A 24,919-nucleotide genomic window follows, 5' to 3' on the forward strand; every position below is an offset into this window, starting at 1 on the left:
GCGACGGTCAAAGGGAGCGGTGGCGCGCAACGGGCATCGGCAGGTCGCGTCGATCCGGCGACCTTCCGCGGCCCGCGCGCCGCGCGCTAGACCGTCGAATACCCGCCATCCACCGGCACGACCGCGCCGGTGACGAACGACGCGCCGGGCGAGCACAGGAACAGAATCACTTCCGCGATTTCGTCGGCCGTGCCCCAGCGCCCGAGCGGCGTGCGCTCGAGGATGCGGCGCGATGCCAGTGTGTCGGCCATCAGAGCGCTGCTGAGCGGCGTGTCGATCCAGCCCGGCGCGACCGCGTTCACGCGGATACCGTGATCGGCCCACGCTTGCGCGAGCGAACGCGTGAGCTGTGCGATACCGCCCTTGCTCGCGCTGTACGCGGGCCGGTCCTTGCTGCCGAAGTACGTGTACATCGACGCGATATTGACGATGCTGCCGCCGTTGGCCGCCAGCGCGGGCAGCGCCGCGTCGGATGCCCGCATCACCGACGTCAGGTTCACGTTCAGCACGTGCTCGAACTGGTCCATCCGGTATTCGCCCGCGTGCCGGCTGATGCCGACGCCGTTGACGAGCACGTCGAGCCGCGGCAGCGCGGCGATCGTGCGCGTCAGCGCCGCGCCGTCGGCCACGTCGAGTTCCACGCATCGGACACCGGCATGCACGGGCGCATGCGGGCCGGTGGCGTCGAGCCCGAGCGCGACGACCGATGCGCCGGCCTGCGCGAACCGCAGCGCGGTGCGCGCGCCGATGCCCGATGTGCCGCCCGTCACCACGACGGACTGCCCGTCAAACGCCCACTGACGACTCATGCTCGACGCTCCCGGTGGCGGACGCGCGACGGGCCGGCCGTTGCGTGGGCGAAACGAGGATCTTGATCTGCGCGCGATCGGCGAGCAGCGCGTCGAAGCCGTCGGCGACGGCATCCTCGAGCGACACGGTGCGCGTGACGATCGACGTGAGGTCGAGCGCGCCCGACGCGACGATGCGCAGCAGATCTTCGTACGCATGCCGGTAGCCGACGCTCGTGGTGACGGTCAGCTCGTCGTTGACCGCGCGGAACGCGTCGAAACCCGCGTGCGGCATCAGGCCGACCATCACGACGCGGCCGCCCTTGCGCAGTGCCCGCATCGCCGATTCGAACGTAGCCTGCAACCCGGCCGCCTCGAAACTCGTATCGACGCCGAGCCCGCCCGTGGCCGCGCGAATCGCGTCGTGCAACGCGGCGGCATCGAGCGTGCAGGCATCCAACGCATGCGTCGCACCGAACCGCGTGGCGGCCGCAAGCCGTTCGGGCGACACGTCGACGGCTACGATCGTGGTCGCGCCCTGCAGCTTCGCGAGCATGATCAGCAGCAGGCCGATCGGCCCGAGCCCGAACACCGCGCAGGTCTCGCCGAGCCGCAGTTCGCCGCGCCGCAGCGCGTGCAGTGCAACGGCGGCCGGCTCCATCACCGCGGCCTGTTCGAGGCTCACGCCGTCGGGCAGCCGATGCAGCATGTAGGCCGGCACGACCGCGAAGTCGGCCATCCCGCCGTCGCCCATCAGCCCGGCGAAGCCCATCGACACGCACAGGTTGTACGACCCCGAACGGCAGTACGCGCACTGGCTGCAGCGATACTCGGGCTCGACCGCGACGCGGTCGCCCGCGCGCAGCGTCATCACGCCCGCGCCGACTTCGACGACGGTGCCGCAGAACTCGTGGCCAAGCGTCAGCGGCGCAGTGCGGCGCGACAGCGGATGCGGCGCATCGACCGGAATCGCGTGCGGGCCGTCCGCGTATTCATGCAGGTCGCTGCCGCAGATCCCGCAATACGCGACCGCGATGCGCACGTCACCGGGGCCGACGCGCGGCGTGTCGATTTCCACGAGACGGACGTCGCGCGGGCCATGCCATTGAAGTGCGCGCATGTCAGCGTCCTCCGAGGTTGGGCGTATCGAGGCGGCCGGCCGCGGCGCCTGCGAGCGCGCGCTTGCGCAGCACGGCCGGCGCGGTTTCGACGAGGCCGAACGACAGCACGCATGCGAGGATCGCGCCGGTAGTCGAGGTCCACATCGCGAATTGCAGGCCGTACCTGTCCGCCGCGAAGCCGGCGACGGTCGGCGCGACGAAGCCGCCGATCAGCTCGCCGGCGCCCATGATCAGCCCGAGCGCGCTCGCGATCGCTCGCGGCGGCACCGTTTCGGCCGGGATCGTCGCCATGAACAGCGTGAAGCAGCCGAGGCCCGTGTACGTGACGAACACGAGCGCGCCGAGCGCCCAGACCGAGCCGACGTGGATCAGCGCGACCGGGCACATGGCCGCGATCAGCGCGAACCCGATCATCGTCGGCTTGCGGCCGATCCGGTCGGAGATCGCCGGCACCGCGAAGCCCCAGAATACCCACGCGGCGCCGAGGCAGGTCATCACGACGCCCATGTCGGACGGCGCCAGGTGGCGGCTTTCCACAAGGAACACCGGCGCGAACGAGATGATCACGACGAACCACGTGAGGAAGAAGCAGCTGATCAGCACGCAGAGCAGGATGTTGCGCTCCTTCAGCAATGTCCAGCGGCTGAACTCGGCGCCGCTTGCGGCCGGTACCGCGGCGGTATCGGCCTGCACGTGGCGCACGCCGCCGGGCGGCACTTCGCGCACCCAGCGCCAGATGCAGAACGCGATCAGGAAGCCCGGAATGCACGACACGTAGAACGCCTCGCGCCAGCCGTACGCGGTGGCGATGCCGATCACGACCGGCGGGCCGATCATCGCGCCGAGCAGGCCGGCGGCCGAGCCTTGCAGCAGGCCCATGTTCAGCCCGCGGCGGCTCGGCGTCGAACTCTCGACCATCAGCGATTGCGACAGCGGCAGCACGGGGCCTTCGGCGATGCCCATCAGCGCGCGAAACGCGAGCAGGCTCGCGAAGCCGCCGACGAGCCCCGACAGCGCCGAGCACACGGAAAAGCCGAGCACGGCCGCGACCAGCAGCGGCTTGCGGGTGCCGCGTGCGTCGGACCACGCGCCGGTCGCGGCGCCCGACAGCGCCCACGTGAGCGCGAGCGCGGACGACACCATGCCGAGCTGCGTGTGCGTCAGGTGCAGCTCGGCCGACATGAACGGGAACAGGAACGACAGCGCGAGGCGGTCGAAGAACACGAAGCCGAACGTCATGAACAGGATCAGCAGCAGCCTGTTCTCGTACGTCCAGGCGCGCCGGAAGGAGGAAGGGGACGTCATCGTGAGCCTCGCCGCGTCAGCGGAACAGCTTCTCGACTGCTTGCGCGCCGAGGCCGACCTTCTCGTAATGCGCCTTGCACATCGCGATGTACGAATGCACGTCGAAGTAGCCGTCGGGATTGCCTGCGTCGTCGAGCCAGATCAGCGGGCCCTTGACGATGAAGAACGCGCGCATCGGCTCGGGGTGATCGAACGCGACGAGCGTGTGGCCCTCGCCCGGCGTCTCGTACACGAAATCGCCGCGCGTCGCTGTCCATTCGTGTTCGAGGTAACCCCATTTCCCCGACAGCGTGTACGCGAACACCTCGTGCGGGTGATAGTGCCGGTTCACCAGCCCGGCTTCCTTCGCCATCAGGATGTCGCACCATTTGTTCTGCGACGGCGAGATCCACAGCGGCCGCGACGAAACCGTTTCGGTGAACGGAACGTAATAGCGCTCGTCGTCGGTGGCCGCGTTCGGGATGTAGGCCTCGGGCAGCGCATCGGGCTTGAACGGATTGGCAATCGCCGGAATGTTTTGCCAGAATTCGGATACGGCTTTGTCGACCACGGGGTGTCTCCTTCATGGGTTGTCGTGGGCTCGACTTTAGCCAGCCGGCGCGCGCCGCTCTTGACTGGGCGGGACGCATTGCTTGACCGCGCCGGACATTGCATCGCACCAGAATCCAGACGAACCATCCCCAATCCGTGCCGCTCCGCACGACAGGCGCCAGCAGGAGGCGACGTGACGAATTCGACCGTTTTTTCACGCACGCGAGGCTCGACGGCCGACGTGCCGGCGCGCGACCGGATGGCGTACTGGGATGCGTTCAACGCGGCGACGCTGGTCGGCCTGCGCTGCTCGTCGCTGTCGCCGGCCGGGCTGGAAGCCGAGAAGACCGATATCGCGCTGCCGGGCCTCGGCATCGCCGACATCAGCGGGCAGGATCACGTGATCGAGCGCAGCCCCGCGCTGGTGCGCCAGTTGCCGAAGGAGTCGCTGTTCGCTTGCCAGATCCTGAGCGGGCGCGCGTATTTCATCCAGCACGACCGGTGCCTGCTCGCGGAGGCCGGCGATCTCGTCGTGTACGACACCCGCGTGCCGTATCTGTTCGGATTCCTCACGCCGATGCGGCAGTTGCTGATCGATATCCCGATCACGACGTTCGACGACCGTCTCGATGCCGAACTGGCCGCGCTGCCGCTGCGGATCGCGCCGAAGCCGGGCGCGGGCGCGATGCTCGGCGCAACGTTGCGCGCGAGCGTCGAGCGGTTCATGAAGGCGCCGGTGGAGCGCGACGCCGCGCGGTTCGCCGAGCACACGCGCACGCTGATCGCGGAACTCATCGACGCGGAAGTGAACGGTGCGGGCGCGTCGCGCGCGTCGTTGTCGTACCTGCTGACCGCGAAGCAGTACATCGCGACGCATCTGGGCGAGCCGGAGCTCGGGCCGCAGGCCGTCGCCGACGCGGTCGGGCTGTCGCTGCGGCATCTGGGCCGCCTCTTCGCGGCCGAAGGCGAGTCGATCACGCAGCACATCTGGTCGGAACGGCTGTCGCACGCGCATCGCGAGCTGACGGATGCGCGGCTGCGCAAGACGAGCATCGGCGAGATCGCATTTCGCTGGGGGTTTTCGAGCCAGGCGCACTTCAGTCGCGCGATCCGCGAGCGCTACGGCGCGTCGCCGATGGCGCTGCGCGATGCGGCGCGCGAGGCCGCGGGCTGACGACGGTTCGCGGATGGTTCGGCGGCGGCGCGTGCATCACGCGCCGTTTTCGTTTGCGGTGCGGCGAGGGTGTGGTCAGGTTCGGCGCGAGGAAGCGCGGTCGAACCGCGCGGCCATCGGCTGCCCGCCATTGCATTCATTCACCTGGCGCGCATCGCAGGCAGGCCGTGGAACCGCGATGCGGTTCCACGGCCTGCGCTGCCAGTGCCACGGACTTCAGGGCGCGCTGGCTTCGTCGATCTGGCGGACGTCGTCCTGATCGAGCGTGACGCGGATCGCTTCACCGAGCAGCGCGAGCTGCTCGAGCGACGTCGCGCTCGCGATCGGCGCGGTGATCGTCGGCCGCGCGATCTGCCAGGCGAGCGCGATCGCGGCCGGCTGCGTGCCGTGCTTCGCCGATACGGCGTCGAGCGCCGCGAGAATGCGCAGCCCGCGTTCGTTCAGATAGCCGGCGACGCGATCGCCGCGCACGCTCTTCTTCAGGTCGGCTTCACTGCGGTACTTGCCCGACAGGAACCCGCTCGCGAGCGCGTAGTAGTTGACGACGCCGAGCTTCAGCTCGCGCACGACCGGCTCGAGATCGCGTTCGTAGTCGGCGCGGTCGAGCTGGTTGTATTCGGGCTGGATGACCTGATAGGCGGGCAGTCCGTCGCGCGCGCTGATGGCGGCGGCTTCGCGCAGGCGTGCGCCGCTGTAGTTCGACGCGCCGATGATGCGCACCTTGCCCGCGTCGATCAGCGTTTGATACGCGCCGAGCGTTTCTTCGAGCGGGGCCGTGTCGGCGAGATCGCGGTGCGAGAAATACAGGTCGATGTAGTCGGTCTGCAGGCGGCGCAGCGAATCGTCGACGGCCTTCAGGATGTTGTCTTTCGACAGCCCGGCGCGCGTGCCGAGGAGCCCGACCTTGGTCGCGATCACGACCTGCTCGCGCTTGCCGGAGCGCTTCAGCCACTGGCCGATGATCGTTTCCGATTCGCCGCCGTGGTTGCCGGGAACCCAGGCCGAATAGACGTCGGCCGTGTCGATGAAGTTGATGCCGGTATCGGCGAGCGCGTCGAGCAACGCGAACGATGCGTTTTCGTCGACGGTCCAGCCGAAGACGTTGCCGCCGAACGCGAGCGGCGAAACCTGGATGCTGGATGTACCGAGGGTGCGATGTGCCATGTTCTGCTCCGTAAGCTGCGGGTGACGGGAGGGGACTGCGGAACGTGAAGCCGGTCGCGTTGAGACGGCGAGCACGTGGCGAGGTTCCGCCGCCGGTGCACCAACCGGCGGGTTTCGCGCGCGTGCGCCGGCATGCCGGACGCGGTGACGTCATCACGGCGGCGACCTCCGTTCGAGCGCCGGTCCCGCCGCGCGCAAGGCACTGTATTTATTACCGATTTTCCGTGCCAGGTTAGGGAAATGACGCATGGCGTCAACGTTGTCGCGGCGCGTTGTCTACGATATCCTTTCATCCCAAAATTAAGGGAGGCAGCGGGCCGCTGCCACACGAACGAAAAATCATTCTGAGGCGGTCATGGCTGACCTGGCGGCATTCATTCGAACCCCGTTTTTCCTGCAGGACAAACGCCTGCTCGCGCTGTCCTTTCCTCACGACGACGCGCCATCGGTGACCGACGCGTACGGGCGGCAACGTCCGGCGCGGCTGGTCGCCGAGCGACTCGTCGCGCACGAAGGGCTCGGGATCGATTTCACGTTCGAGGTGACGCTGTTGTCGGGCGAGGCGGGCGTCACGCTGGCCGACATGCTGGGCAAGCTGCTCGCGGTGTCGATGGTGCGCCCCGACGGCGGCCTGCGTTATTTCACCGGTTACTGCACCGAGTTTTCGCTGGTCCGCAACGACGATTCGATTGCGGAATATCGCGCGGTGCTGCGCCCGTGGAGTCACTTCCTGCGGACCCGCGTGAACAACCGCCTGTTCCTCGGCCAATCGCTGCAGCAGCAAATCGGCACGCTGCTCGCCGACTACCAGGGGCTCGCGCCGTCGTGGGAGTGGCGCGTGCGCGGCGACGATCCGGCGCGCACGATGAACGTCCAGGGCGGCGGGCTCGGCGAAAGCGACTGGAACTACATCGTTCGCCATCTGGAAGCCGTCGGGTTCCTGTACTGGTGGGAGCACGACGAGAAAGGCCTGAAGCTGATCGTCGGCGACGACAGCACGGTGCAGTGCCCGGCCGTCGACGGCCGCTCGCCGCAGATCCGCTTCCAGACGCACGACGGCCCGATGGCCGCCGACGCCATTTCGCAATGGTCCGCGGTACGGTCACTGTCCGCCGGCAGTTACAGCGCGACGGCGTTCGACTTCAAGGCGCCGCATGCGGCCAACGCGCAGATTCCGACGCTGCATCCGCCGGGCGTCGCGCCGCAGGTCGAGCATCACGAATACGTGGGGCACTACGGCTTCGCGAAGCAGGCGCGCGCCGGCGACGCGCTCGCGCGCGTGCGGATGGAAGAGATCGAGGCGGCCGCGACGCGTTTCGACGCGGCCGGCAATCATCACGGCATCCTGCCCGGGCGCTGGTTCCAGCTGTCCGATCACTTCAGCGTGGCGTCGGGCAGCCCGCAGGATCACGAGTACCTGATTCTCGAAGCCCGTCACGAAGCGGCGAACAATTACCTGCAGGCCGACGGCAAGCCCGAGTATCGCAACCGCTTCGTCGCGGGCCATCGACGTACGCCGTGGCGACCGGGGCGCGGGTTCAACAGCGAACCGGTGCGCGTGCTGGCGCCGCAAACCGCGACCGTTGCCGGCGCGAAGGGAGCCGGCAGCGTCGACGTCGACGAGTACGGCCGCGTCTGCATCGTCTATCACTGGGATCGGGCGGCGCAGATCAGCGCGCGGATTCGCGTGGCCGCCGGCTGGGCGGGCGGCGAGAAGGGCATGATCGCGCATCCGCGCGTGGGCAGCGAGGTGCTCGTGATGTGCCTCGACGGCAATCCCGACCGGCCCGTCGTGTCGGGCACCACGTACAACGCGGAACGGATGCCGCCGTGGGCGCTGCCCGACCAGCACGTGCTGACCGGCCTGCGCAGTCGCGAGCTGTCGGGCGACAGCGGCAATGCGGCGGGCGGACGCTCGAACCACGTGCTGCTCGACGACACGCCGCAGCAGCTCCAGCTGAAGCTGCGCAGCGATACCGACGCGAGCGAACTGACGCTCGGGCACAACGTCCGCATCGACGCGACCCAAGGGCGCACCGATCAGCGCGCCCGCGGCTTCGAATTGCGGACCGACGCGCATGGCGCGGTACGGGCGGCCAAGGGCCTGCTCGTGACCAGCGAGGCGCGCTACGACGCGCGTGCCCATGCGACCGACATCGGCGAGACCGTCGCGCGCCTCGACAAGGCGCACGACCTGCACGAATCATTGTCGGGGTCCGCGCATGATGTGAAGGCGCAGGAGTCCGGCGATCAGGATGCCGTTCATCAGGCGCTCAGGACGCAGAACGACGGCCTGAGGGGCAGCGGCGGCAATCCGCAGCAGGGCGAGTTTCCGGAGTTCGCGCAGCCGTTCCTCGCGCTCGCGAGCCCGGCGGGGATTCTGGCGACGACGACGGGGTCGACCCATGTCGCGAGCGACCAGCACGTCGCGTTGACGAGCGGCGCCCACACGAGCATCGGCGCGGGCAAGAGCATGCTGGTCAGCGCGCAGGAGGCGGTGCGCGTCGCCGCGTTCGAGAAGGGCATCCGGCTCGTGGCCGCTGCCGCCGATATCGACATCCAGGCGCTCAAGGACAGCGTCAACGTGCTCGCCAAGCTGGACGTAAAGGTCGATGCGAACCGCATCACCATCACCGCGAAGGAAGAAGTCCTCATCAACGGCGGGACCAGCTATACGCGCTGGAACGGCAGCGGCATCGTGCACGGGACCAAGGGTGAATTCACCGCGCATGCCGCGTCGCATACGTTCATCGGGCCGGACAGCCTGCCCGTGCCCGCGCGCGCGTTCCCCGGCACGGCGTGCGCGCCGTGCATGGTCAACGCGGCATCGATGGCGTCGCCGTTCGCGGCCAAGGCGTGAGGCAGGGCCGCGCATGACGAATGACCTGATCGCCGCGCAGGCGGCCGACGCGCTGCAGGCGGCGCTGTCGTCGCAGGACGGGCTGCGCGCTTACGTCCTGATCGACGGCGCATTGCTGGATACCTTGCCGGACGATGACAAGGCGGCGTGGCCCGCGTTCGTCGCGGCCTCGCTGCTCGCCGACGACACCGACGACGAGGCGAGAGTCGTCGGGCCGCTGCTGTTCGAATGGCAGCCCGCCGCCGACAGCGCCGAGGCCGAGGCTGCGGACGCGATCGAGCCGCCCGGCATTCCGTGGCCGGCGGCGAGCGTGCTCGTGTCGCCGCTGTCGCTCGAGCGACTGGCCGCGCATCTGGCGCCGATGGTCGATGTCCAGCTCGAGCAGATGGAGAGCGTGATGCTGATGCGCTTCTTCGATCCGCGCGTGCTGCCGTTCTGGCTCGACATGCTGCCCGCCGCCCATCGCGCGTATCTGGCGCAGGGCGTGCGGCACTGGATTCACCGCGATACCGCGCTGCAGCTCCGGACGGCGGACATCGCCGCGCCCGCCAACGTCAGGCAGGCCGCCGAGTTTCCGCTGCAGTTGACCCAGGCGCAGGAAGACGATCTGCTCGCCGCCTGCTATCCGTACACGATGCTCGAGCGGCTGCGTGTCGAAAAGCCCGCGCTGCTGGCGTCATTGCCGGCCGCGCAGCACTACGGCTTCGTGCGTGATCAACTGGCGCGCTGCCAGGCGCACGGCGCCGAAAGTGCGGCGTCGCTGCTGATCTATTGCGAACTGGCGTTACGCTACGGCGCGCGCTTCGACGAGGATCCGGCGATGGCCGCCGTGTTCGACGCGGTGGCGCAGGGAGAGGCGTTCCCGGAGGCGCTGGCTCGGGTGCCGGCGGAGGACTGGCGGCGGATGCAGGAAGCAGCCGGGTGATGGCGCGTGCGCGACGCGACTCGAATGAAATCGACTGGAAGAGAAGGAAGTTCAATATGAACCGCTGCTGGATCACTTTGCTGTCCGTGATGGTTTTTTCCACGGCTGCGTGCAGCAAGAGCGTGAACGATGCCGAAAAGGACAGCCTGGCGCCGGGCGAAGTGAATAAATGGAACGACCCGAACTACGACGTCATCACGGCCGGGTCCTTCAACTATACGGATTACGACATCTACGGCGTCTATCTGCTGCCGCCCGACAAGAACAGCCTCGACGATGCGGCGAGCGCCGACGGCGCGCACGCCACGCCGCGGAGCGCGAAATACTGGTCCGGCGGCGGCGGCTCGCGCCCGAGTCTCGCGTGGGATTTCCGCTGGAAGACCCCGAAGACGTTCAAGGTGTGGTGGGAGCGTGTGGTCGACAAACGCGCGATGGAAGCGTCGTCCGCGAACTACGACCCGTACACGCACCGGGAAACCCAGCCGGGGATGGCGTGGTGCGAAGGCGAGATCACGGTCACGCGCCCGCCCGTCAAGGACAAGAGCGGCGGTATCGTGCTGCACTTCTTCCCCGATGGCCGCGTGGAAGGCGACATGGATTTCGGCGCCGACGGCCCGGACCCGAAGGTGGCCCTGTCGAAGCGCGACGCGCAGCGCAAGCTGACCGACCGCGCGTGCCTGAAGGAAATTCCCAATCCGTTCTATGGGCGCAAGAAGCCGGCCCAGTGGAATTGACGCTGGACGCGTGACCGGAACAGGAGCGTAACCGCCATGAGCAATCCCCCCTCATTCGACGCATCACCGATATCACGCCGGTCGAGGACTCGATCCGCAACGGGCATCGCGAGGCGCTCGATCCGCTGCGGGTCGAGCAATGCAAGGAGTGTCCGAAACCCGTGTGGTTCACGGCCTTCTTCGACGGCACGGGCAACAACTACGGCGAGGACGGCAACGGTTCGACGGACGTCGCGAAGACCAAGTACAGCAACATCGCCAAGCTTGCGATGTTTGCCCATGTCCCGTTCAACAAGGCCAATCCGCGCACGATGGGCCGGTACGTCGAGGGCGTCGGCACCCCCTGCAGCAAGGTCGGCGATTCGGGCAAGGGTATCGACGGTGCGCTCGGCATGGCGGCCGCGAGCAAGGGCGAGGCGCGCATCCGCTGGATGCTCCGCGAGCTCGAAAAGCACGTGGCGAACCACATGCCGGCCGTGAGCCAGATCAACGTGGCCGCGTTCGGCTTCTCGCGCGGCGCCACGGAGGCGCGGGCGTTCGTCCGCATGCTGACCGAGCAGCTGGCCGAGAACATCGGCGGCCGGCTCTGGTGGAACAAGAAGAACATGAAGGGGATGCGTCCCGAAGTGGTCGTCTACTTCATGGGCATCCTCGATACGGTGGCGTCGACAGGCTTCGGCGGCAGCCGCCTGGAGAAGGCGGCGCCCTACATCGTCGGCGCGATCCTCGGGCCGGTCTATGGCGGCATGCTCCACAGCATCGACAAGGGCGGCCATGCGGAATGGGCGAACGACATCCGCATTCCGGACTACGTGCGGGAGTGTGTTCACTATGTCGCATCGCATGAAGTCCGGGAGAAATTCCCCGGCGACTCGGTGCGTGAGGATCAGAAGCTTCCCTCGAACTGTCGCGAGGTGTATTACCCCGGCATGCACTCGGACGTGGGCGGCGGCTACGAGCGCAACTATCAGGAAGGGCGCACCAACGAGCTGGCCAACGTCGCGTTGAACAATCTCTATATCGACGCGTGGAAGGCCGGCGTGCCGTTTCGCGAGCCGAAGGAGATCGTGGAATCGGCCGGCGGGCTGTTCGCGATTTCCGCCGAGCTGGAGACGGCCTGGAACGTGTACATGGGGCAGGGCAACGAGCGGCGCGCGGGCGTGGCGTCGAACAGCGGCCGGCTCGAGTCGCAGATCATCTGGCACATGAACCGCTACTACCAGTGGCGCGCCAGCCGCAGCCGGCGCCTGCACGACGGCCGGCTGAAGCCGCCGGGCGGCGTGAATTCCTACATGGCGATTACCGACCGCGAATGGAACGAGGATGCGGATCTCATCCGTCGCGCCAACGGGGGCGTCCTGACGCGGACCATCTCGGAGCAGTACAAGGCGATCGACGCGGCCACGCGGGTCACCGGCAACTGGCTGGGGGCATCGATCCGGCGGCGCGCGCGACGTTCGACCGATTCTTCGATCACTACGTGCACGACTCGATCGCGGGTTTCAAGAAGCAGATGGAAGACGGTCACGTCGGCTTCGCCGAATCGAGCCGCTGGTCGGTCAACCGTCAGTACTTCATGGGCAAGCGCGGCAAGAAGTTCCTGTACTGGCGCTACGAGGGCGACAAGGCCGAGCAGGCCGCCACGCAACTCGCCAAGGTCGATCCGGCGAAGCAGCAGGACCCGACGGCAGCCAACGAACCGCAACTGGCGAGCAACCAGCCCGCGGCGATCGGCGGCGCGCTGCCCGACGCGACCTCGACGGCCTGACGCCGACCCCATACCGGTCGCGACCGCGGCCGACTGCCTGACGTCGCGGCAGACAGGATCTGCCGCGACACATCCCTCTCTACCGCAACTGCACGGCCGCGAGAAACAGCACCATGCTGCCGATCGCGCCGTCCAGCACGCGCCACGCGACCGCCTTGCGGAACCACGGCGCCAGCAATCGCGCGCCATAGCCGAGCCCGAGGAACCACACGACGCTGACCGTCATCGCGCCGATCGCGAACGCGAGCCGCGCGCCTTCCGGCTCGCGCGCGCCGGCCGTGCCGATCAGCAGGAACGTGTCGAGATACACGTGCGGGTTGAGCCACGTGAATGCGAGCGTCATCAGCACGATCGCGAGTGCGCTCTGCGGCGGCGGGGCGACCGCGTCGCCGCGGACGTCAAGCGTGTCGTGGCCCGGCTTGAACGCACGGCGCAGCGCGTTGATGCCGAACCACGCGAGATACGCCAAGCCCACGTACAGCACCGCATGGACGAAGGTCGGATAGCGCTCGACCAGTACCGATGCGCCGCCGACGCCCGCGCCGATCAGGATCATGTCGGACACCGCGCACAGCAGCACGATCTTGCCGACGTGCGAGCGCATGATGCCCTGGCGCAGCACGAATGCGTTCTGTGCGCCGATGGTGACGATGAGCGACGCGCACAGTGCGGCGCCGTGGGAAAAAGCGAGCCAGTTCATGATGGGGACAGCCGTGGAAGCAGTAGACGGATGAATCGGGTAGCGCTAGTCTGCGATCGGGGCGGGAATAAGAGAAGCTAAATCACCTAATGCGGATTAAGGAAATCTAATGCTCGACTACGCGTTGCTCGATGCCCTCGCGGCCGTGATCCGGCACGGCTCGTTCGAGCGGGCAGCCAAGGAGCTGAACGTCACGCCGTCGGCGGTGTCGCAGCGCGTGAAGCTGCTGGAGGAGCGGGTCGGCAGCGTGCTCGTCAAGCGCGGACAGCCGTGCGTCGCGACCACGTCGGGCGCGCTGCTGTGCCGGCATACCGAACGCGTGCAGCTGCTGGAGGCCGAACTGGGCGGCCGGATGCCCGCGTTGCCCGGCCAGATCGCGAGCGCCTGGCCGACGCTGCGCGTGGCCGTCAACGACGACAGCGTCGCGACGTGGTTCATCGACGCGGTCGGGCCGTTCTGCACGGAGCGCGAGACGCTGCTCGACCTCGTGATCGACGATCAGGATTACACGGCCTCGCGCATTCGCGACGGCAGCGTGCAGGGCGCGGTGACCGCGCAGGCCGAGCCGATCCAGGGATGCCGGTCGGAGCGGCTCGGGCGAATCCGCTATCGCGCGGTGTGCTCGCCGGCGTTTTACGCGCGTTATTTCGATGCGGGGATCACGCGCGATGCGCTGCGCCGCGCGCCGTGCGTGATGTTCAATCCGAAGGACGGGTTGCAGGCGCGTTTCATCCGGCGCGTGACGCGCGCGGATCTCGATCCGCCGCAGCACTGGATACCGCACGTCGCAGGCTATCTGCGCGCGTGCGAAACGGGATTGGGATGGGGGATGTGCCCTGACCGGATGGTCGACCGGCAACTGGCGGCGGGCGAGCTGATCGACATGTCGCGCGGCCGGACCATCGACATCGATCTGTACTGGCAGAGCTGGCGTCTGTCGATCGGCTGGCTCGACGATTTCAGCGCGGCGCTGAAGGCGCGTGCCGCGCTGTTTCTCGATTGACCGGCGACGCCACGCGGGCGGCGCGCACGCGGTGCGCGCCGTGCGACGTCAGAGGTGTTGCAGGCCGTCGAAGTCGACGATCTGCACGTGGCGGCCCTGCATTTCGATCAGGCCGCGCTTCTGGAATTTCGACAGCGTGCGGCTGACCGTTTCGAGCGTCATGCCGAGATAGCTGCCGATGTCCTCGCGCGTCATCCGCAGGTTGAATTCCGACGGCGAGTAGCCGCGTTTCAGGTAGCGCGACGAGACGTCCAGCAGGAAAGCGGCGACGCGCTCCTCCGCATTCAGCGAGCCGAGCAGCATCGTTTGCGACGTTTCGCGCACGATCTGTTCGCTCATCAGCTTGTGCATGCGCAACTGCATCGAGCCGGCTTCCGAGCACAGCGCCTTGAGCGCGCTGTACGGAATCACGCAGACGGAGCTGTCTTCCAGCGCGACCGCGGTGCGCGGGTGCGTATCGTCGCAGATGCCGTCGAGGCCGAGCGCTTCGCCGGCGAGGTGCAGGCCCGTGACCTGTTCGCGGCCGTCGTGGCGTGTCGCGACGGTCTTCAGCGAACCCGAGCGCACCGCGTACAGGTTGTCGAATGCGTCGCCTTCGCGGAACAGCGCTTCGCCGCGCTTGACCGGGCGTGCCGCGCAGATGACCGACTCGAGGCGACTGAGCGCTTCGGGCGCCAGGCCCTGCGGCATGCACAGGTGCCGCATCGCGCACGACGAGCAGTGCGGGGCCTGACGGGGAGCCCAGCTACCGGCATGGGGCGTGGCGGCGGGGCGGGTGGCGACGGGCGTCAGCATGATCGTTTACTCCGGCGTTGAATCGACGAAATCATTGTCCCACCGCAAGTTGCCGCTGTCGGGTGACAAAACGTCGCGACCGGGCGCACGTGCCGAACGCCGCTCAGGCAGCCGGTTCGTCCGCGTTGGCGGCGGCCGGAATCAGCAGCACCGGCAGCGTTGCGTGGCGCACGCATTGTTCGGCGATGCTGCCGAGCACGAGGCGGCGGAAGCCGCGGCGGCCGTGCGTGCCGAGTACGAGCAGATCGGCGCCGAACGCTTTCGCGCCGTCGAGGATCAGTGACGACACGTCGTTGAGCGACGTCGCTTCGTTCAGCTGCGTTTCGCCCTTCACGCCGGCGGCCTGCATCAGCTTCGCGAAATCCTGCGCGAGCGCGTTGCCCTGCGCGAGGAGCTGATCGCGCAGCACGGACGGATCGTAGCCGGGCACGTTGTAGTAGATCGCGGCGTTCTCGACGACGTAGAACGGCTGCAGCTCCGCGCCGTGCGCTTTCGCGAGCGCCAGTGCGGCATCGAACGCATGGCGGGACGTGTCGCTGCCGTCGACGGCAACCAGAATACGCTTGTACATAGTGTCTCCGAGTGGCGGGTTGAAACGAAGTCGGCCGGATGGCCGAGCGGGCCGGGCAATGCTGCGAGGCAGAGTAAACCAACGGGCACGATCGTGCAGCGAGGTGCCCGCCGTGCCGCGCGGCCGCGTGGTTCCTGTCGCTGTCGCGCATGGCCATGCGCGCGACGCATGCTGCGCCGCGCGACGCGTGTCGTGGGATGCGGCATGCGTCGCGCCGCACCGCCGGCGCAAACGCATGCGCACGCATCGATCCGGCGCGGCTGCAACCCTGCCGATGCGCTGCACGCACCACCATTCAATCGCAATCGCGCCGTGGCGCCATGACTTCGGTCAATGCCTGTGCGTCGATGCGATGCGCGGCATGCATGACTGCGAAGCCGATGCCAGGGCGCGGAGTCGTTCGTTGTGACAACGTGCGAGCGGGTATCGGCGTGCAGTTCGATCGCACGCGCCGGTTCATCGCCATCGATCATCGTGACCGGCCGATAGCGCCTCTCAAACGAACGACCGATTCAAACGCCGCGCCGGCTATCTCGGCACGACCGTCAGCTCGATGACGCGCTCCGGCCGGCGGCTGTGGCCGGGCCAGTATGCGCTGCCGTACATCCGGTGAACGGGGCCGAACGGCGCGTCGCCCGCGGGCGGCGTGTCGAAGCCTTTCTCGATCACCGTGTAGCCGGCGCGCAGCGCAAACGCCGGATGGTTGCCGTCGGGGCGGCTGTCGAAACCGGCGAAGCCGTCGCCGGCCTCCGGCATCGCATTGACGAGCGACGCATTGCTGCGCGTGATCTCGTCGGGCGAGATCGGCCCGACCCCGGCGAGCCGCGACGCTTCGCGGTGCTTGCCGTCGGTGTCGACCGTGCTGTCGTGCGTGTCGTCGTTGTCGAGTTCGATGCTGCGCGGATGCGCACGACCTGTTTGAGCGGAGGATTCCATCGCGGCTCTCCTGGCGGCGACACGCTCCGGATCGAAGCAAATCCCGTTCCGGGCACGACGGGAAAAGGCGCGCGGGCGATCGCCGCGGTCGCGCGACGCGCACTGATTTGTCATGATTTATTTCAGCTAGAAGACGCGTTTTCTACAGAGTATGATTCTTTTCCTGCGAAGCGGCGACAGGGGATGAAGTCTCGCCGCCTCTGCCCGCGCCGGGGCGCCGCAGCACCCTTAAAGACGGGTAGCGAACAACAAAGCAAGGGACTAGAGGTGGCGGATTCATGCAAGCGACTACTGCTTTCACGCACCGCGGTTATCTGTTGAATTGCGCGCCCGCACGCGCCAGTGACGGTTCATTCAAGCCCTACGTCGTGATCTCCCGATCGAGCGACGGGGAGCTCGTGGCGAACCGGTTTTTTCCGATCGAGCTCCAGTTCAACGACGAAGGCGACGCGATCGCGCACGCGCGCGACTGGGCCGTGCGCTGGATCGACGCGAGCAGCGTCTCGATGTGACGCCGTCGCACGCGTGCGGCGCTGGCCGTCCGGCCGATCCCCGGGGTGCCGCTCCCGGACAAAAAACGCGGTAATCTTGCGGAACCCGTCACTTTATTAGCGGCCGCGCATCCGCGCGCGGCTGCCCGCATTGGCTTATGTCGACATCACCCGCCCGTCAGTGGGGCCTCGAAGAAATCGTCGCCGGCTTGCGCGAGTCGCGCGAGGAACTCCATCGCACGCGCCATCCGCGCGGCATCCGCGAACTGCCGTCGCGCGATGCGATCTGCAAGATTGTGACCGGCCTGCGCGCGTCGATGTTTCCGACGCACTACGGCGCGCCCGACCTGACCGACGAAAGCGTCGACTTCTACGTCGGCCACACGCTCGAAAGCACGCTGCGCATCCTGTCCGAGCAGATCCGCCGCGCGCTGCCGTTCCTGCCCGAGCACGTCGATACGCCGTTCGCCGAGCTCGACGAACGCGCGTTCGAGATCGCGCGCGAGTTCGGCCGGCAGTTGCCGGCGATCCGCGCGCTGCTCGTCAGCGACATCCAGGCCGCGTACGCGGGCGATCCGGCCGCGCAGCACATCACCGAGATCCTGCTGTGCTACCCCGGCGTGTTCGCGATGATGCACCATCGGCTCGCACACGCGCTGCACCAGCTCGGCGTGCCGCTGCTCGCGCGGTTCATCAATGAAATCGCGCACTCGGCCACCGGCATCGACATCCACCCCGGCGCGCAGATCGGCCCGAGCTTCTTCATCGATCACGGCACCGGCGTCGTGATCGGCGAAACCGCGATCATCGGCGAGCGCGTGCGCGTGTACCAGGCCGTCACGCTCGGCGCGAAGAGTTTCCCGGCCGATGGCGAAGGCGCGCTGGTGAAGGGCAATGCACGGCACCCGATCGTCGAGGACGACGTGGTGATCTATGCGGGCGCGACGATCCTCGGTCGCGTGACGATCGGGCGCGGCTCGGTGATCGGCGGCAACGTGTGGCTCACCCACAGCGTGCCGCCCGGCACGAGCGTCGCGCAGGGCAAGGTCCGCGAAGGCGGGAGCGCCGAGAAGCCGTAACGCGGAGGGCGAATGCGCGGGCGTCGTTCCGCGCAACGCCGCGGATGACGCGCAATGGTTCGGCGGCCGGGCCGCCGTCGCGCGCGCTCGGGCGTGAGCGGCGCGAAGCCGGCTCGGCCCGGCGCACGAAGGCGGCGCGCAGCCGCCTGCGTTCATCGAAGCCTCAGTGCTTGCCGTCCGGCGAGCGGTGCTTGTACAGCACGTCCTGATCGACGCGGATCAGGTTCTGGCCCGCATCGACGACGAAATCCACGCCGTTGTACGCATTGCCCGTGAGCAGCAGGATCGCGCTGGCGACGTCGTCGGGGCCCGCGATGCGCGCGAGCGGCGTCGATGCGCGGCTCGCGTGTTCGAAGTCGGCCTGCGTCTGGTCGTCGCTCGGCAGCATCAGCCCCGGGAACACCGCATTCACGCGCAGCACCGGCGCGGACGACAGCGCGAGCATCTGCGTCAGGTTGCCGAGCGCGGCCTTCGCGACCGTGTAGCTGAAATGGTCGCGGTGGAAGTTTTCCTTGATCTTCTGGTCGACCACGTTCACGACGACGCCTTGCGTGCCGGCCGCGCGGGCCCGCTCGTAGAACGCGCGCGTGAGCAGGATCGGCGCGCGGCAGTTGACGGCCCACGCCTGGTCGAACGCGGCGAGATCGAAGCTCGGGAAATGGTCCTGCCAGAATACCGACGCGTTGTTGACCAGCACGTCGAGGCGGCCGAAGCGCGCATAGACCGCATCGATCAGCGCGGTGATCTGCGCGGCATCGGACAGGTCGGCCTGCAGCGCCACCGAATCGTGCCCGCGTTCGGCAATCGCGCGGGCGGCGGCGTGCGCGGCATCGGCCGAACGGTCGTAATGCACCGCGGTGCAATAGCCGTGCGCGGCGAAATACTCGGCGAACGCGCGCCCGGCCCGGCGCGCGGCGCCGGTCACGAGCACGACGGGCGCGTGCGCCGTTTGCTTCGTCTGCTCCATCAGGTATTCGTCAGGTTGACCGAGGAAGGATTCGCGACGATCGACAGGAATTCGCGGCGCGTCGACGGATCGGTGCGGAACGTGCCGAGCATGCGCGACGTGACCATCTCGACGCCCGGCTTGTGCACGCCGCGCGTGGAGATGCACTGGTGTGCGGCGTCGAGGATCACGCCGACGCCCTTCGGCTGCAGTACGTCGAACAGCGTGTCGGCGATCTGCACGGTCATCTTTTCCTGGATCTGCAGGCGCTTCGCGAACGCGTCGACGAGGCGCGCGAGCTTCGAGATGCCGACGACGCGATGGTTCGGCAGATACGCGACGTGCGCGCGGCCGATGATCGGCACCATATGGTGCTCGCAGTAGCTCTCGAAGCGGATGTCCTTCAGCACGATCATTTCGTCGTAGCCGTCGACTTCGCTGAACGTGCGCGCGAGGATGTCGCGCGGCTCCAGCGCATAGCCGGCGAAGAACTGCTCGTATGCGCGCACCACGCGCGCGGGCGTGTCGAGCAGGCCTTCGCGCGCGGGATCGTCGCCGGCCCAGCGCAACAGCACGCGGACGGCGTCTTCGGCTTCTTCACGGCTCGGCCGCGAGGCGACCGGCTGGGGCTGTGTGGTTTTCTTTCCCTTACCCATGTAGTGGCTCCATCGAAGGCCGCCTGCGGCGGCCGATATCCGGCCATTGTTTCATGCTTTCGCCGCTCGTGCGTGCGGGCCGCCGCGCCTCCTTCCTCACTTCGGCCATTCGTCCTGTTCGTCGTTGAACAGCGACGCGACGACGCCACGCAGCCACGCGGTGCGCGGGTCGTTGTGGTACTTGCGATGCCAGTGCTGTTTCAGGTCGAAGCGCGGCAACGCGAGCGGCGGCTCGACGGGCACGATGAACGCGTGCTCGGCCGCATACGCATAGCCGATCGCGTGCGGCACCGTCGCGATCAGGTCGGTGCGGCTCAGGATGAACGGCAGGCTCATGAAGTGCGGCGTTTCGAGCACCGCGCGGCGCTGCATGCGCTGCTTGGCCAGATATTTCTCGAGCACCTCCTGGCTGCGGCCTTCGGCGCGCACCACCGCGTGCCCGCACGCGAGGAACTGCTCGACCGTGAACGGCGGCGTCTGCTCGAACGGATGGCCGCGTCGCATCAGGCAGACGAACCGGTGCGTGAACAGCCGCTGCTGGAAGAAGTTGTTGCCGTCGAGATCGGGGAAGTAGCCGACTGCAAGATCGATCGACCCGGCTTCGAGGCCGCGTCCGACTTCGTCGTGCGCGAGCGAGACCGAACGCAGGTTCGCGTGCGGCGCGTGCATCGCGAACGCCTGCAACAGCTTCGGCAGGAACACGATCTCGCCGACGTCCGACAGCGCGATCGAGAACGTATGCGTGCTCGCGGCCGGATCGAAGTCGTGCGGCGCGACGAGGCCGCGCTCGATCTGCGCGAGCGCGTCGCGGGCGGCCGGCAGCAGCGCCAGCGCGCGCGGCGTCGGTTCCATGCCGCGCGACGTGCGCACGAACAGCGGATCGCCGAAGTATTCGCGCAGCCGGCCGAGCGCCGTGCTCACGCGCGGCTGGCTCACGCCGAGCAGGTCGCCCGCCCGGCTCACGTTGCGCGTGTCGTCGAGCGCGACGAGGTAGGGAATCAGGTTCAGATCGAGCGTTTCCATGGCCGGGCCGGTATCTCCAAAACGTATACAACATATCTCCTGAATCGCGTTGCCGCATAGTCGGGAAAGCGCTCAAATGTATTCCACGATTCGAATTAATGTTCTGGAGACGAACAATGCGCACCCAAGTCGCGATCATCGGCGCCGGTCCGTCCGGCCTTCTGCTTTCCCACCTGCTGCGCCTGCAAGGCGTCGATTCCATCCTCGTCGAGGCGCGTTCCCGCGAATACTGCGAGAACCGCATCCGCGCCGGCGTGCTCGAGCAGGGCACGGTCGACACGCTGAACGACGCCGGCCTCGGCGACCGGATGCGCCGCGAGGGGCTCGAACATCACGGTATCGAGCTGCTGTTCGACGGCCAGCGCCACCGTATCGACCTGTCCGAACTGACCGGCGGGCGCGCGATCACCGTCTATAGCCAGCACGAAGTCGTGCGCGACCTGATCGCGGCCGGCATCGAGCACGGCCATCAGATGCACTTCGAAGTCAGCGACGTCGCGCTGCACGACGTCGAAAGCGAGCATCCGTTCGTCACGTTCAAGCACGCGGATGGCCGCGCGGACCGCATCGACTGCGATTACATCGCCGGCTGCGACGGCTTCCACGGCATCGCGCGCCAGACGATTCCCGCCGAGCGGCTGAACACGTTCGAGCGCGTCTACCCGTTCGCATGGCTCGGCATCCTCGCGGACGCGGCGCCGTCGCTCGACGAGCTCGTGTACGCACATCACGACAACGGTTTCGCGCTGTTCTCGATGCGCTCGCCGACGGTCACGCGCCTGTACCTGCAATGCAAGCCGGATGAAGACCTCGCCGAATGGTCCGACGCACGGATCTGGGACGAACTGCACACGCGCTTCTCGAACGACACCGGCTGGACGCCGACCGAGGGCCGGATCACGCAGAAGAGCGTGACGCCGATGCGCAGCTTCGTGTCGGAGACGATGCAGCACGGCCGCCTGTTCCTCGCCGGCGATGCCGCGCACATCGTGCCGCCGACCGGCGCGAAGGGGATGAACCTCGCGGTGGCCGACGTCCGCGCGCTGTCCCGCGCGCTCGGCGCGCGCTACCGGACGGGCGACGCGACGCCGCTCGAGCGCTATTCGGCGACCTGCCTCGAACGCGTGTGGCGCGCCGAGCACTTCTCGTACTTCATGACGAACATGCTGCATGCGTCGCCGGACGACTCGCCGTTCGTCAATCGCCTGAAGTTTGCCGAGCTGAAATACGTGACGCGTTCGCGAGCGGCCGCGCAGTCGCTCGCCGAAAACTACGTCGGTTTGCCGTTCGACGACGCGACGGCCCCCGAGGGAACCCGCCTTGACAATGCGCTGTGCGCGACTCTATGATCGGCTCATCGTTCGCTAATCGAATCTAGGTTCGAATAGCGAACAAAAGCCGAGGGTCGGCGACGGCCTCCGGCGCGGCACGCGACACGCGCGTGTCCCCTCGACAGGCCGCGCACGAGCCGCGGGTTCGCATCAGGAAGAGACATGGTCAACAAGATTTTCGAATCGCTTCAGTCGGCGGTTGCCGACGTCCACGATGGCGCGACAATCATGATCGGCGGCTTCGGCACGGCCGGCATGCCGTCCGAGCTGATCGACGCGCTGATCGAACAGGGCGCGCGCGACCTGACGATCGTCAACAACAACGCGGGCAACGGCGAGACGGGTCTCGCAGCGCTGCTGAAGGCGAAAAAGGTGCGCAAGATCATCTGTTCGTTCCCGCGCCAGAGCGACTCGCAGGTGTTCGACGCGCTGTACCGCGCGGGCGAGATCGAGCTGGAGCTCGTGCCGCAGGGCAACCTCGCCGAGCGCATCCGCGCGGCGGGCGCCGGCATCGGCGGCTTTTTCACGCCGACCGGCTACGGCACCAAGCTCGCCGAAGGCAAGGAAACGCGCGTGATCGACGGCAAGCCGTATGTGTTCGAGACGCCGATCCACGCCGATTTCGCGCTGGTGAAGGCGTACAAGGGCGATCGCTGGGGCAATCTCGTGTATCGCAAGACCGCGCGCAACTTCGGGCCGATCATGGCCAGCGCCGCGAAGGTCGCGATCGTCCAGGTGTCGGAAGTCGTGCCGCTCGGCGGGCTGAACCCGGAACACATCGTGACGCCGGGCATTTTCGTGCAGCGCATCGTCGAGGTGCCGCAGGCCGCGCACGCGACCGAGCTGGCCGCCGAGCACGCTGCATCGCAAGCCGCCTGACCCACCTGGAGCAAACCGACATGAAACGACTGACTCGCGATGAAATGGCCAAGCGCGTCGCCCAGGACATCCCGAAGGCGCGTACGTGAACCTCGGCATCGGCGTGCCGACGCTTGTGGCGAACCACCTCGACCCGAGCAAGGAGATCTTCCTGCACAGCGAGAACGGCCTGCTCGGCATGGGCCCGGCGCCCGCGCCCGGCGAGGAAGACGACGAACTGATCAACGCCGGCAAGCAGCACGTGACGCTGCTCACCGGCGGCGCGTATTTCCACCACTCGGATTCGTTCGCGATGATGCGCGGCGGCCACCTCGACTACTGCGTGCTCGGTGCGTTCCAGGTGTCGGCGAACGGCGACCTCGCGAACTGGCATACGGGCGCGCCCGATGCGATTCCGGCCGTCGGCGGCGCGATGGACCTCGCGATCGGCGCGAAGCAGGTGTTCGTGATGATGGAGCACCTGACGAAGCAGGGCGAGAGCAAGATCGTCGCGCAGTGCTCGTATCCGGTCACCGGCGTGCAATGCGTGAGCCGCATCTATACGGATCTCGCCGTGCTCGACGTGACGGCCGACGGCCTCGCGGTGAGCGAGATCTTCACCGACCTGTCGTTCGACGAGCTGCAGAAGCTGACCGGCGTGCCGCTGATCGACGCGACGCAAAAGGCCGCCGCCTGAACGGCAAGCATGCCGGTGCGCGCATTCGAGCGCACGCCGGCACGCTTGGGTAGACAATAGGCGCACGCCGTTTCCCCATTCCGATGCCATGCTCGAAGACAGCGCCCGCCTGACCTCCCTGATTTGCGGCACCGAGCCGCTCAACCGGATCTGGTCGCCCCGCGCGACGATCCAGCGGATGCTCGACGTCGAGGCCGCCCTCGCGCGCGCGCTCGCCGCGCAGCAGGTGATTCCCGCCGCCGCGGTCGCGCCGATCGAACGTGCGTGCGACGCCGGTCGGCTCGACGCCGAGGCCCTCGCGCACGGCGCGGCGCTCGGCGGCAATCTCGCGATTCCGCTCGTCAAGCAACTCACCGCGCAAGTGAAGGCCGACGACCCCGAGGCCGCGAAGTTCGTGCACTGGGGCGCGACGAGCCAGGACATCATCGATACCGCGACCGTGCTGCAGTTGCGCGACACGCTCGACGTGCTCGAGCCGCTGCTCGACGAAGCCTGTGCATCGCTCGCGGCGCTCGCGCGCACCCATCGCGCGACGCCGATGATCGGCCGCACGTGGCTGCAACAAGCGCTGCCGATCACGCTCGGCCTCAAATTCGCCCAATGGCTCGATGCGCTGCTGCGCCATCGCGCGCGTTTTGCCGAGCTGCGCGAGCGCGCGCTCGTGCTGCAGTTCGGCGGCGCGGCCGGCACGCTCGCGAGCCTGCGCGAGCATGCGGCCGGCGTGAGCGCCGCGCTCGCGGCCGACCTGAAGCTCGCGCTGCCGGCCGTACCGTGGCATACGCAGCGCGACCGCATCGCGGAAGCCGCGTCGTGCTTCGGGATGCTGACCGGCACGCTCGGCAAGATCGCGCGCGACGTGTCGCTGCAGATGCAGACCGAAGTCGGCGAGCTCGGCGAACCGGCGGCTGCCGGCAAGGGTGGCTCGTCGACGATGCCGCACAAGCGCAACCCGGTCGGCTGCGCGGCCGTGCTGACGGCCGCCGTGCGTGCGCCAAACCTCGTCGCGACCGTGTTCGCGGGGATGGTGCAGGAGCATGAGCGCGCACTCGGCGGCTGGCAGGCCGAATGGGATGCGTTGCCCGATCTCGCGCGCCTGACCGGCGGCGCGCTCGCGCAGATCGCGCAGATCGTCGCGGGCCTCGACGTGAACACCGACCGCCTCGCCGCGAACCTCGACCTCACGCACGGGCTGATCCTCGGCGAAGCGGTGATGCTCGCGCTCGGTGATCGTATCGGCCGGCTTGATGCGCATCACGTCGTCGAGCATGCGTCGAAGGAAGCCGTGCGCACCGGGGCGACGCTGTTCGACGTACTCGCCGCCGATGCGACCGTGTCGGCGCACCTGTCGCGCGACGCGCTGGCGCGGCTGCTCGATCCCGCACATTACGTCGGCGAGGCGCAGGCCTATGTCGACGCCGTGCTCGCGCTGCACGCGGGTGCGAAATAACCAGGAGAACCTTGAG

General features: G+C 67.9%; 24 protein-coding genes and 2 pseudogenes. 13 read left to right on the forward strand and 13 right to left on the reverse strand.

Annotated elements, in window-relative coordinates; all coding sequences use genetic code 11:
* Positions 1-86: 86 nt before the first annotated feature.
* The 4 genes from SY91_RS26620 to SY91_RS26635 are packed head-to-tail and all read right to left on the reverse strand — an operon-like array spanning position 87 to position 3,764.
* A complete protein-coding gene (locus SY91_RS26620) occupies positions 87-809 on the reverse strand; it encodes an SDR family NAD(P)-dependent oxidoreductase (RefSeq protein WP_023474944.1) in 723 nt (240 codons plus the stop codon).
* Positions 787-1,908, reverse strand: a complete 1,122-nt coding sequence (locus SY91_RS26625) for a 2,3-butanediol dehydrogenase (RefSeq protein ID WP_023474943.1) — start codon at positions 1,906-1,908, stop codon at positions 787-789. The genes SY91_RS26620 and SY91_RS26625 overlap by 23 nt, the downstream gene beginning before the upstream one ends.
* A gap of 1 nt (position 1,909) precedes the next feature.
* On the reverse strand, positions 1,910-3,214 hold the full coding sequence (locus tag SY91_RS26630; RefSeq protein ID WP_023474942.1) for an MFS transporter: 1,305 nt from the start codon (positions 3,212-3,214) through the stop codon (positions 1,910-1,912).
* Between the two features lie 16 nt (positions 3,215-3,230).
* Entirely contained in the window at positions 3,231-3,764 is a 534-nt protein-coding gene (locus tag SY91_RS26635) for a 2,4'-dihydroxyacetophenone dioxygenase family protein (protein ID WP_006480150.1), read from the reverse strand.
* Positions 3,765-3,938: 174 nt separating this feature from the next.
* Between SY91_RS26635 and SY91_RS26640 the strand changes: the two genes are divergently transcribed.
* The gene (locus SY91_RS26640) at positions 3,939-4,919 is read left to right on the forward strand and encodes a helix-turn-helix domain-containing protein (RefSeq protein WP_023474941.1); all 981 of its coding nucleotides are present in this window, start codon (positions 3,939-3,941) and stop codon (positions 4,917-4,919) included.
* 216 nt (positions 4,920-5,135) lie between these two features.
* Here SY91_RS26640 and SY91_RS26645 read toward each other — a convergent pair whose 3' ends face one another.
* Entirely contained in the window at positions 5,136-6,083 is a 948-nt protein-coding gene (locus SY91_RS26645; protein WP_023474940.1) for an aldo/keto reductase, read from the reverse strand.
* Positions 6,084-6,438: 355 nt separating this feature from the next.
* Between SY91_RS26645 and SY91_RS26650 the strand changes: the two genes are divergently transcribed.
* The 4 genes and pseudogenes from SY91_RS26650 to SY91_RS35215 all read left to right on the forward strand — a co-directional run.
* Positions 6,439-8,943 (forward strand): type VI secretion system Vgr family protein, encoded by a 2,505-nt coding sequence (locus SY91_RS26650; protein WP_023474939.1) that lies wholly within the window; start codon positions 6,439-6,441, stop codon positions 8,941-8,943.
* A gap of 13 nt (positions 8,944-8,956) precedes the next feature.
* Positions 8,957-9,868 carry a DUF4123 domain-containing protein gene (locus SY91_RS26655; protein WP_023474938.1) on the forward strand — a complete coding sequence of 304 codons (912 nt, stop codon included), beginning with the start codon at positions 8,957-8,959 and terminating at the stop codon, positions 9,866-9,868.
* Positions 9,869-9,990: 122 nt separating this feature from the next.
* Complete coding sequence (locus SY91_RS26660) at positions 9,991-10,602, forward strand: DUF3304 domain-containing protein (RefSeq protein WP_226240837.1); 612 nt, start codon at positions 9,991-9,993, stop codon at positions 10,600-10,602.
* Between the two features lie 161 nt (positions 10,603-10,763).
* A pseudogene (locus SY91_RS35215) lies at positions 10,764-11,552 on the forward strand (T6SS phospholipase effector Tle1-like catalytic domain-containing protein); the annotation flags it as partial.
* Between the two features lie 65 nt (positions 11,553-11,617).
* Here SY91_RS35215 and SY91_RS35220 read toward each other — a convergent pair.
* Complete coding sequence (locus SY91_RS35220) at positions 11,618-11,809, reverse strand: hypothetical protein (protein ID WP_260632449.1); 192 nt, start codon at positions 11,807-11,809, stop codon at positions 11,618-11,620.
* Between the two features lie 273 nt (positions 11,810-12,082).
* On the opposite strand from SY91_RS35220, the gene SY91_RS35225 reads away from it, so the two are divergent.
* A complete protein-coding gene (locus SY91_RS35225; protein ID WP_260632450.1) occupies positions 12,083-12,370 on the forward strand; it encodes a hypothetical protein in 288 nt (95 codons plus the stop codon).
* A 79-nt stretch (positions 12,371-12,449) separates the two neighbouring features.
* Here SY91_RS35225 and SY91_RS26670 read toward each other — a convergent pair whose 3' ends face one another.
* The gene (locus SY91_RS26670; protein WP_023474935.1) at positions 12,450-13,070 is read right to left on the reverse strand and encodes a LysE/ArgO family amino acid transporter; all 621 of its coding nucleotides are present in this window, start codon (positions 13,068-13,070) and stop codon (positions 12,450-12,452) included.
* 109 nt (positions 13,071-13,179) lie between these two features.
* Between SY91_RS26670 and SY91_RS26675 the strand changes: the two genes are divergently transcribed.
* Entirely contained in the window at positions 13,180-14,073 is an 894-nt protein-coding gene (locus tag SY91_RS26675) for a LysR family transcriptional regulator ArgP (protein WP_006480142.1), read from the forward strand.
* A gap of 48 nt (positions 14,074-14,121) precedes the next feature.
* On the opposite strand, the gene fnr is transcribed toward SY91_RS26675, so the two are convergent.
* The 3 genes from fnr to SY91_RS26690 all read right to left on the reverse strand — a co-directional run bounded on the left by fnr (position 14,122) and on the right by SY91_RS26690 (position 16,375).
* Positions 14,122-14,868: a fumarate/nitrate reduction transcriptional regulator Fnr gene (fnr, locus tag SY91_RS26680; RefSeq protein WP_027809557.1), complete on the reverse strand. Its 747-nt coding sequence runs from the start codon at positions 14,866-14,868 to the stop codon at positions 14,122-14,124.
* A gap of 103 nt (positions 14,869-14,971) precedes the next feature.
* On the reverse strand, positions 14,972-15,439 hold the full coding sequence (locus SY91_RS26685) for a universal stress protein (protein ID WP_006480140.1): 468 nt from the start codon (positions 15,437-15,439) through the stop codon (positions 14,972-14,974).
* A 528-nt stretch (positions 15,440-15,967) separates the two neighbouring features.
* On the reverse strand, positions 15,968-16,375 hold the full coding sequence (locus tag SY91_RS26690; RefSeq protein WP_043886575.1) for a DUF3005 domain-containing protein: 408 nt from the start codon (positions 16,373-16,375) through the stop codon (positions 15,968-15,970).
* A 278-nt stretch (positions 16,376-16,653) separates the two neighbouring features.
* Between SY91_RS26690 and SY91_RS26695 the strand changes: the two genes are divergently transcribed.
* Together SY91_RS26695 and epsC are read left to right on the forward strand one after the other, a co-directional pair.
* Complete coding sequence (locus SY91_RS26695; RefSeq protein WP_043886573.1) at positions 16,654-16,887, forward strand: hypothetical protein; 234 nt, start codon at positions 16,654-16,656, stop codon at positions 16,885-16,887.
* Positions 16,888-17,024: 137 nt separating this feature from the next.
* Positions 17,025-17,945 carry a serine O-acetyltransferase EpsC gene (gene epsC / locus SY91_RS26700; protein WP_023474928.1) on the forward strand — a complete coding sequence of 307 codons (921 nt, stop codon included), beginning with the start codon at positions 17,025-17,027 and terminating at the stop codon, positions 17,943-17,945.
* 163 nt (positions 17,946-18,108) lie between these two features.
* Here the strand turns inward: epsC and SY91_RS26705 are convergent, their stop codons facing one another.
* The 3 genes from SY91_RS26705 to SY91_RS26715 form a co-directional block, all read right to left on the reverse strand.
* Positions 18,109-18,912: an SDR family oxidoreductase gene (locus SY91_RS26705; protein ID WP_023474927.1), complete on the reverse strand. Its 804-nt coding sequence runs from the start codon at positions 18,910-18,912 to the stop codon at positions 18,109-18,111.
* The gene (gene folE / locus SY91_RS26710) at positions 18,912-19,547 is read right to left on the reverse strand and encodes a GTP cyclohydrolase I FolE (RefSeq protein WP_023474926.1); all 636 of its coding nucleotides are present in this window, start codon (positions 19,545-19,547) and stop codon (positions 18,912-18,914) included. Before folE ends, SY91_RS26705 begins: the two co-directional genes overlap by 1 nt.
* Positions 19,548-19,643: 96 nt before the next feature.
* Positions 19,644-20,570, reverse strand: coding sequence for a LysR family transcriptional regulator (locus SY91_RS26715; protein WP_011694929.1), 927 nt, complete (start codon positions 20,568-20,570; stop codon positions 19,644-19,646).
* 116 nt (positions 20,571-20,686) lie between these two features.
* On the opposite strand from SY91_RS26715, the gene pobA reads away from it, so the two are divergent.
* The 4 genes and pseudogenes from pobA to SY91_RS26735 all read left to right on the forward strand — a co-directional run bounded on the left by pobA (position 20,687) and on the right by SY91_RS26735 (position 24,903).
* Positions 20,687-21,919: a 4-hydroxybenzoate 3-monooxygenase gene (gene pobA, locus SY91_RS26720; RefSeq protein ID WP_043886568.1), complete on the forward strand. Its 1,233-nt coding sequence runs from the start codon at positions 20,687-20,689 to the stop codon at positions 21,917-21,919.
* Positions 21,920-22,063: 144 nt separating this feature from the next.
* On the forward strand, positions 22,064-22,780 hold the full coding sequence (locus SY91_RS26725; RefSeq protein ID WP_023474924.1) for a 3-oxoacid CoA-transferase subunit A: 717 nt from the start codon (positions 22,064-22,066) through the stop codon (positions 22,778-22,780).
* 20 nt (positions 22,781-22,800) lie between these two features.
* A pseudogene (locus SY91_RS26730) lies at positions 22,801-23,456 on the forward strand (CoA transferase subunit B).
* Between the two features lie 88 nt (positions 23,457-23,544).
* Positions 23,545-24,903 carry a 3-carboxy-cis,cis-muconate cycloisomerase gene (locus tag SY91_RS26735; RefSeq protein ID WP_023474923.1) on the forward strand — a complete coding sequence of 453 codons (1,359 nt, stop codon included), beginning with the start codon at positions 23,545-23,547 and terminating at the stop codon, positions 24,901-24,903.
* The last annotated feature ends 16 nt before the right edge of the window (positions 24,904-24,919 follow it).

The organism is Burkholderia cenocepacia, assembly GCF_014211915.1.
In the GTDB taxonomy this organism is placed as follows: domain Bacteria; phylum Pseudomonadota; class Gammaproteobacteria; order Burkholderiales; family Burkholderiaceae; genus Burkholderia; species Burkholderia orbicola.

Excerpts from the sequence above, each read along its gene's own strand:
- SY91_RS26620 (WP_023474944.1), bottom strand. The coding sequence starts at position 809 with ATGAGTCGTCAGTGGGCGTTTGACGGGCAGTCCGTCGTGGTGACGGGC.
- SY91_RS26625 (WP_023474943.1), bottom strand. The coding sequence starts at position 1,908 with ATGCGCGCACTTCAATGGCATGGCCCGCGCGACGTCCGTCTCGTGGAA.
- SY91_RS26630 (WP_023474942.1), bottom strand. The coding sequence starts at position 3,214 with ATGACGTCCCCTTCCTCCTTCCGGCGCGCCTGGACGTACGAGAACAGG.
- SY91_RS26645 (WP_023474940.1), bottom strand. The coding sequence starts at position 6,083 with ATGGCACATCGCACCCTCGGTACATCCAGCATCCAGGTTTCGCCGCTC.
- SY91_RS26650 (WP_023474939.1), top strand. The coding sequence starts at position 6,439 with ATGGCTGACCTGGCGGCATTCATTCGAACCCCGTTTTTCCTGCAGGAC.
- SY91_RS26655 (WP_023474938.1), top strand. The coding sequence starts at position 8,957 with ATGACGAATGACCTGATCGCCGCGCAGGCGGCCGACGCGCTGCAGGCG.
- SY91_RS35220 (WP_260632449.1), bottom strand. The coding sequence starts at position 11,809 with ATGTGCCAGATGATCTGCGACTCGAGCCGGCCGCTGTTCGACGCCACG.
- SY91_RS26670 (WP_023474935.1), bottom strand. The coding sequence starts at position 13,070 with ATGAACTGGCTCGCTTTTTCCCACGGCGCCGCACTGTGCGCGTCGCTC.
- SY91_RS26675 (WP_006480142.1), top strand. The coding sequence starts at position 13,180 with ATGCTCGACTACGCGTTGCTCGATGCCCTCGCGGCCGTGATCCGGCAC.
- fnr (WP_027809557.1), bottom strand. The coding sequence starts at position 14,868 with ATGCTGACGCCCGTCGCCACCCGCCCCGCCGCCACGCCCCATGCCGGT.
- SY91_RS26685 (WP_006480140.1), bottom strand. The coding sequence starts at position 15,439 with ATGTACAAGCGTATTCTGGTTGCCGTCGACGGCAGCGACACGTCCCGC.
- SY91_RS26690 (WP_043886575.1), bottom strand. The coding sequence starts at position 16,375 with ATGGAATCCTCCGCTCAAACAGGTCGTGCGCATCCGCGCAGCATCGAA.
- SY91_RS26695 (WP_043886573.1), top strand. The coding sequence starts at position 16,654 with ATGCAAGCGACTACTGCTTTCACGCACCGCGGTTATCTGTTGAATTGC.
- epsC (WP_023474928.1), top strand. The coding sequence starts at position 17,025 with ATGTCGACATCACCCGCCCGTCAGTGGGGCCTCGAAGAAATCGTCGCC.
- SY91_RS26705 (WP_023474927.1), bottom strand. The coding sequence starts at position 18,912 with ATGGAGCAGACGAAGCAAACGGCGCACGCGCCCGTCGTGCTCGTGACC.
- folE (WP_023474926.1), bottom strand. The coding sequence starts at position 19,547 with ATGGGTAAGGGAAAGAAAACCACACAGCCCCAGCCGGTCGCCTCGCGG.
- SY91_RS26715 (WP_011694929.1), bottom strand. The coding sequence starts at position 20,570 with ATGGAAACGCTCGATCTGAACCTGATTCCCTACCTCGTCGCGCTCGAC.
- pobA (WP_043886568.1), top strand. The coding sequence starts at position 20,687 with ATGCGCACCCAAGTCGCGATCATCGGCGCCGGTCCGTCCGGCCTTCTG.
- SY91_RS26725 (WP_023474924.1), top strand. The coding sequence starts at position 22,064 with ATGGTCAACAAGATTTTCGAATCGCTTCAGTCGGCGGTTGCCGACGTC.
- SY91_RS26735 (WP_023474923.1), top strand. The coding sequence starts at position 23,545 with ATGCTCGAAGACAGCGCCCGCCTGACCTCCCTGATTTGCGGCACCGAG.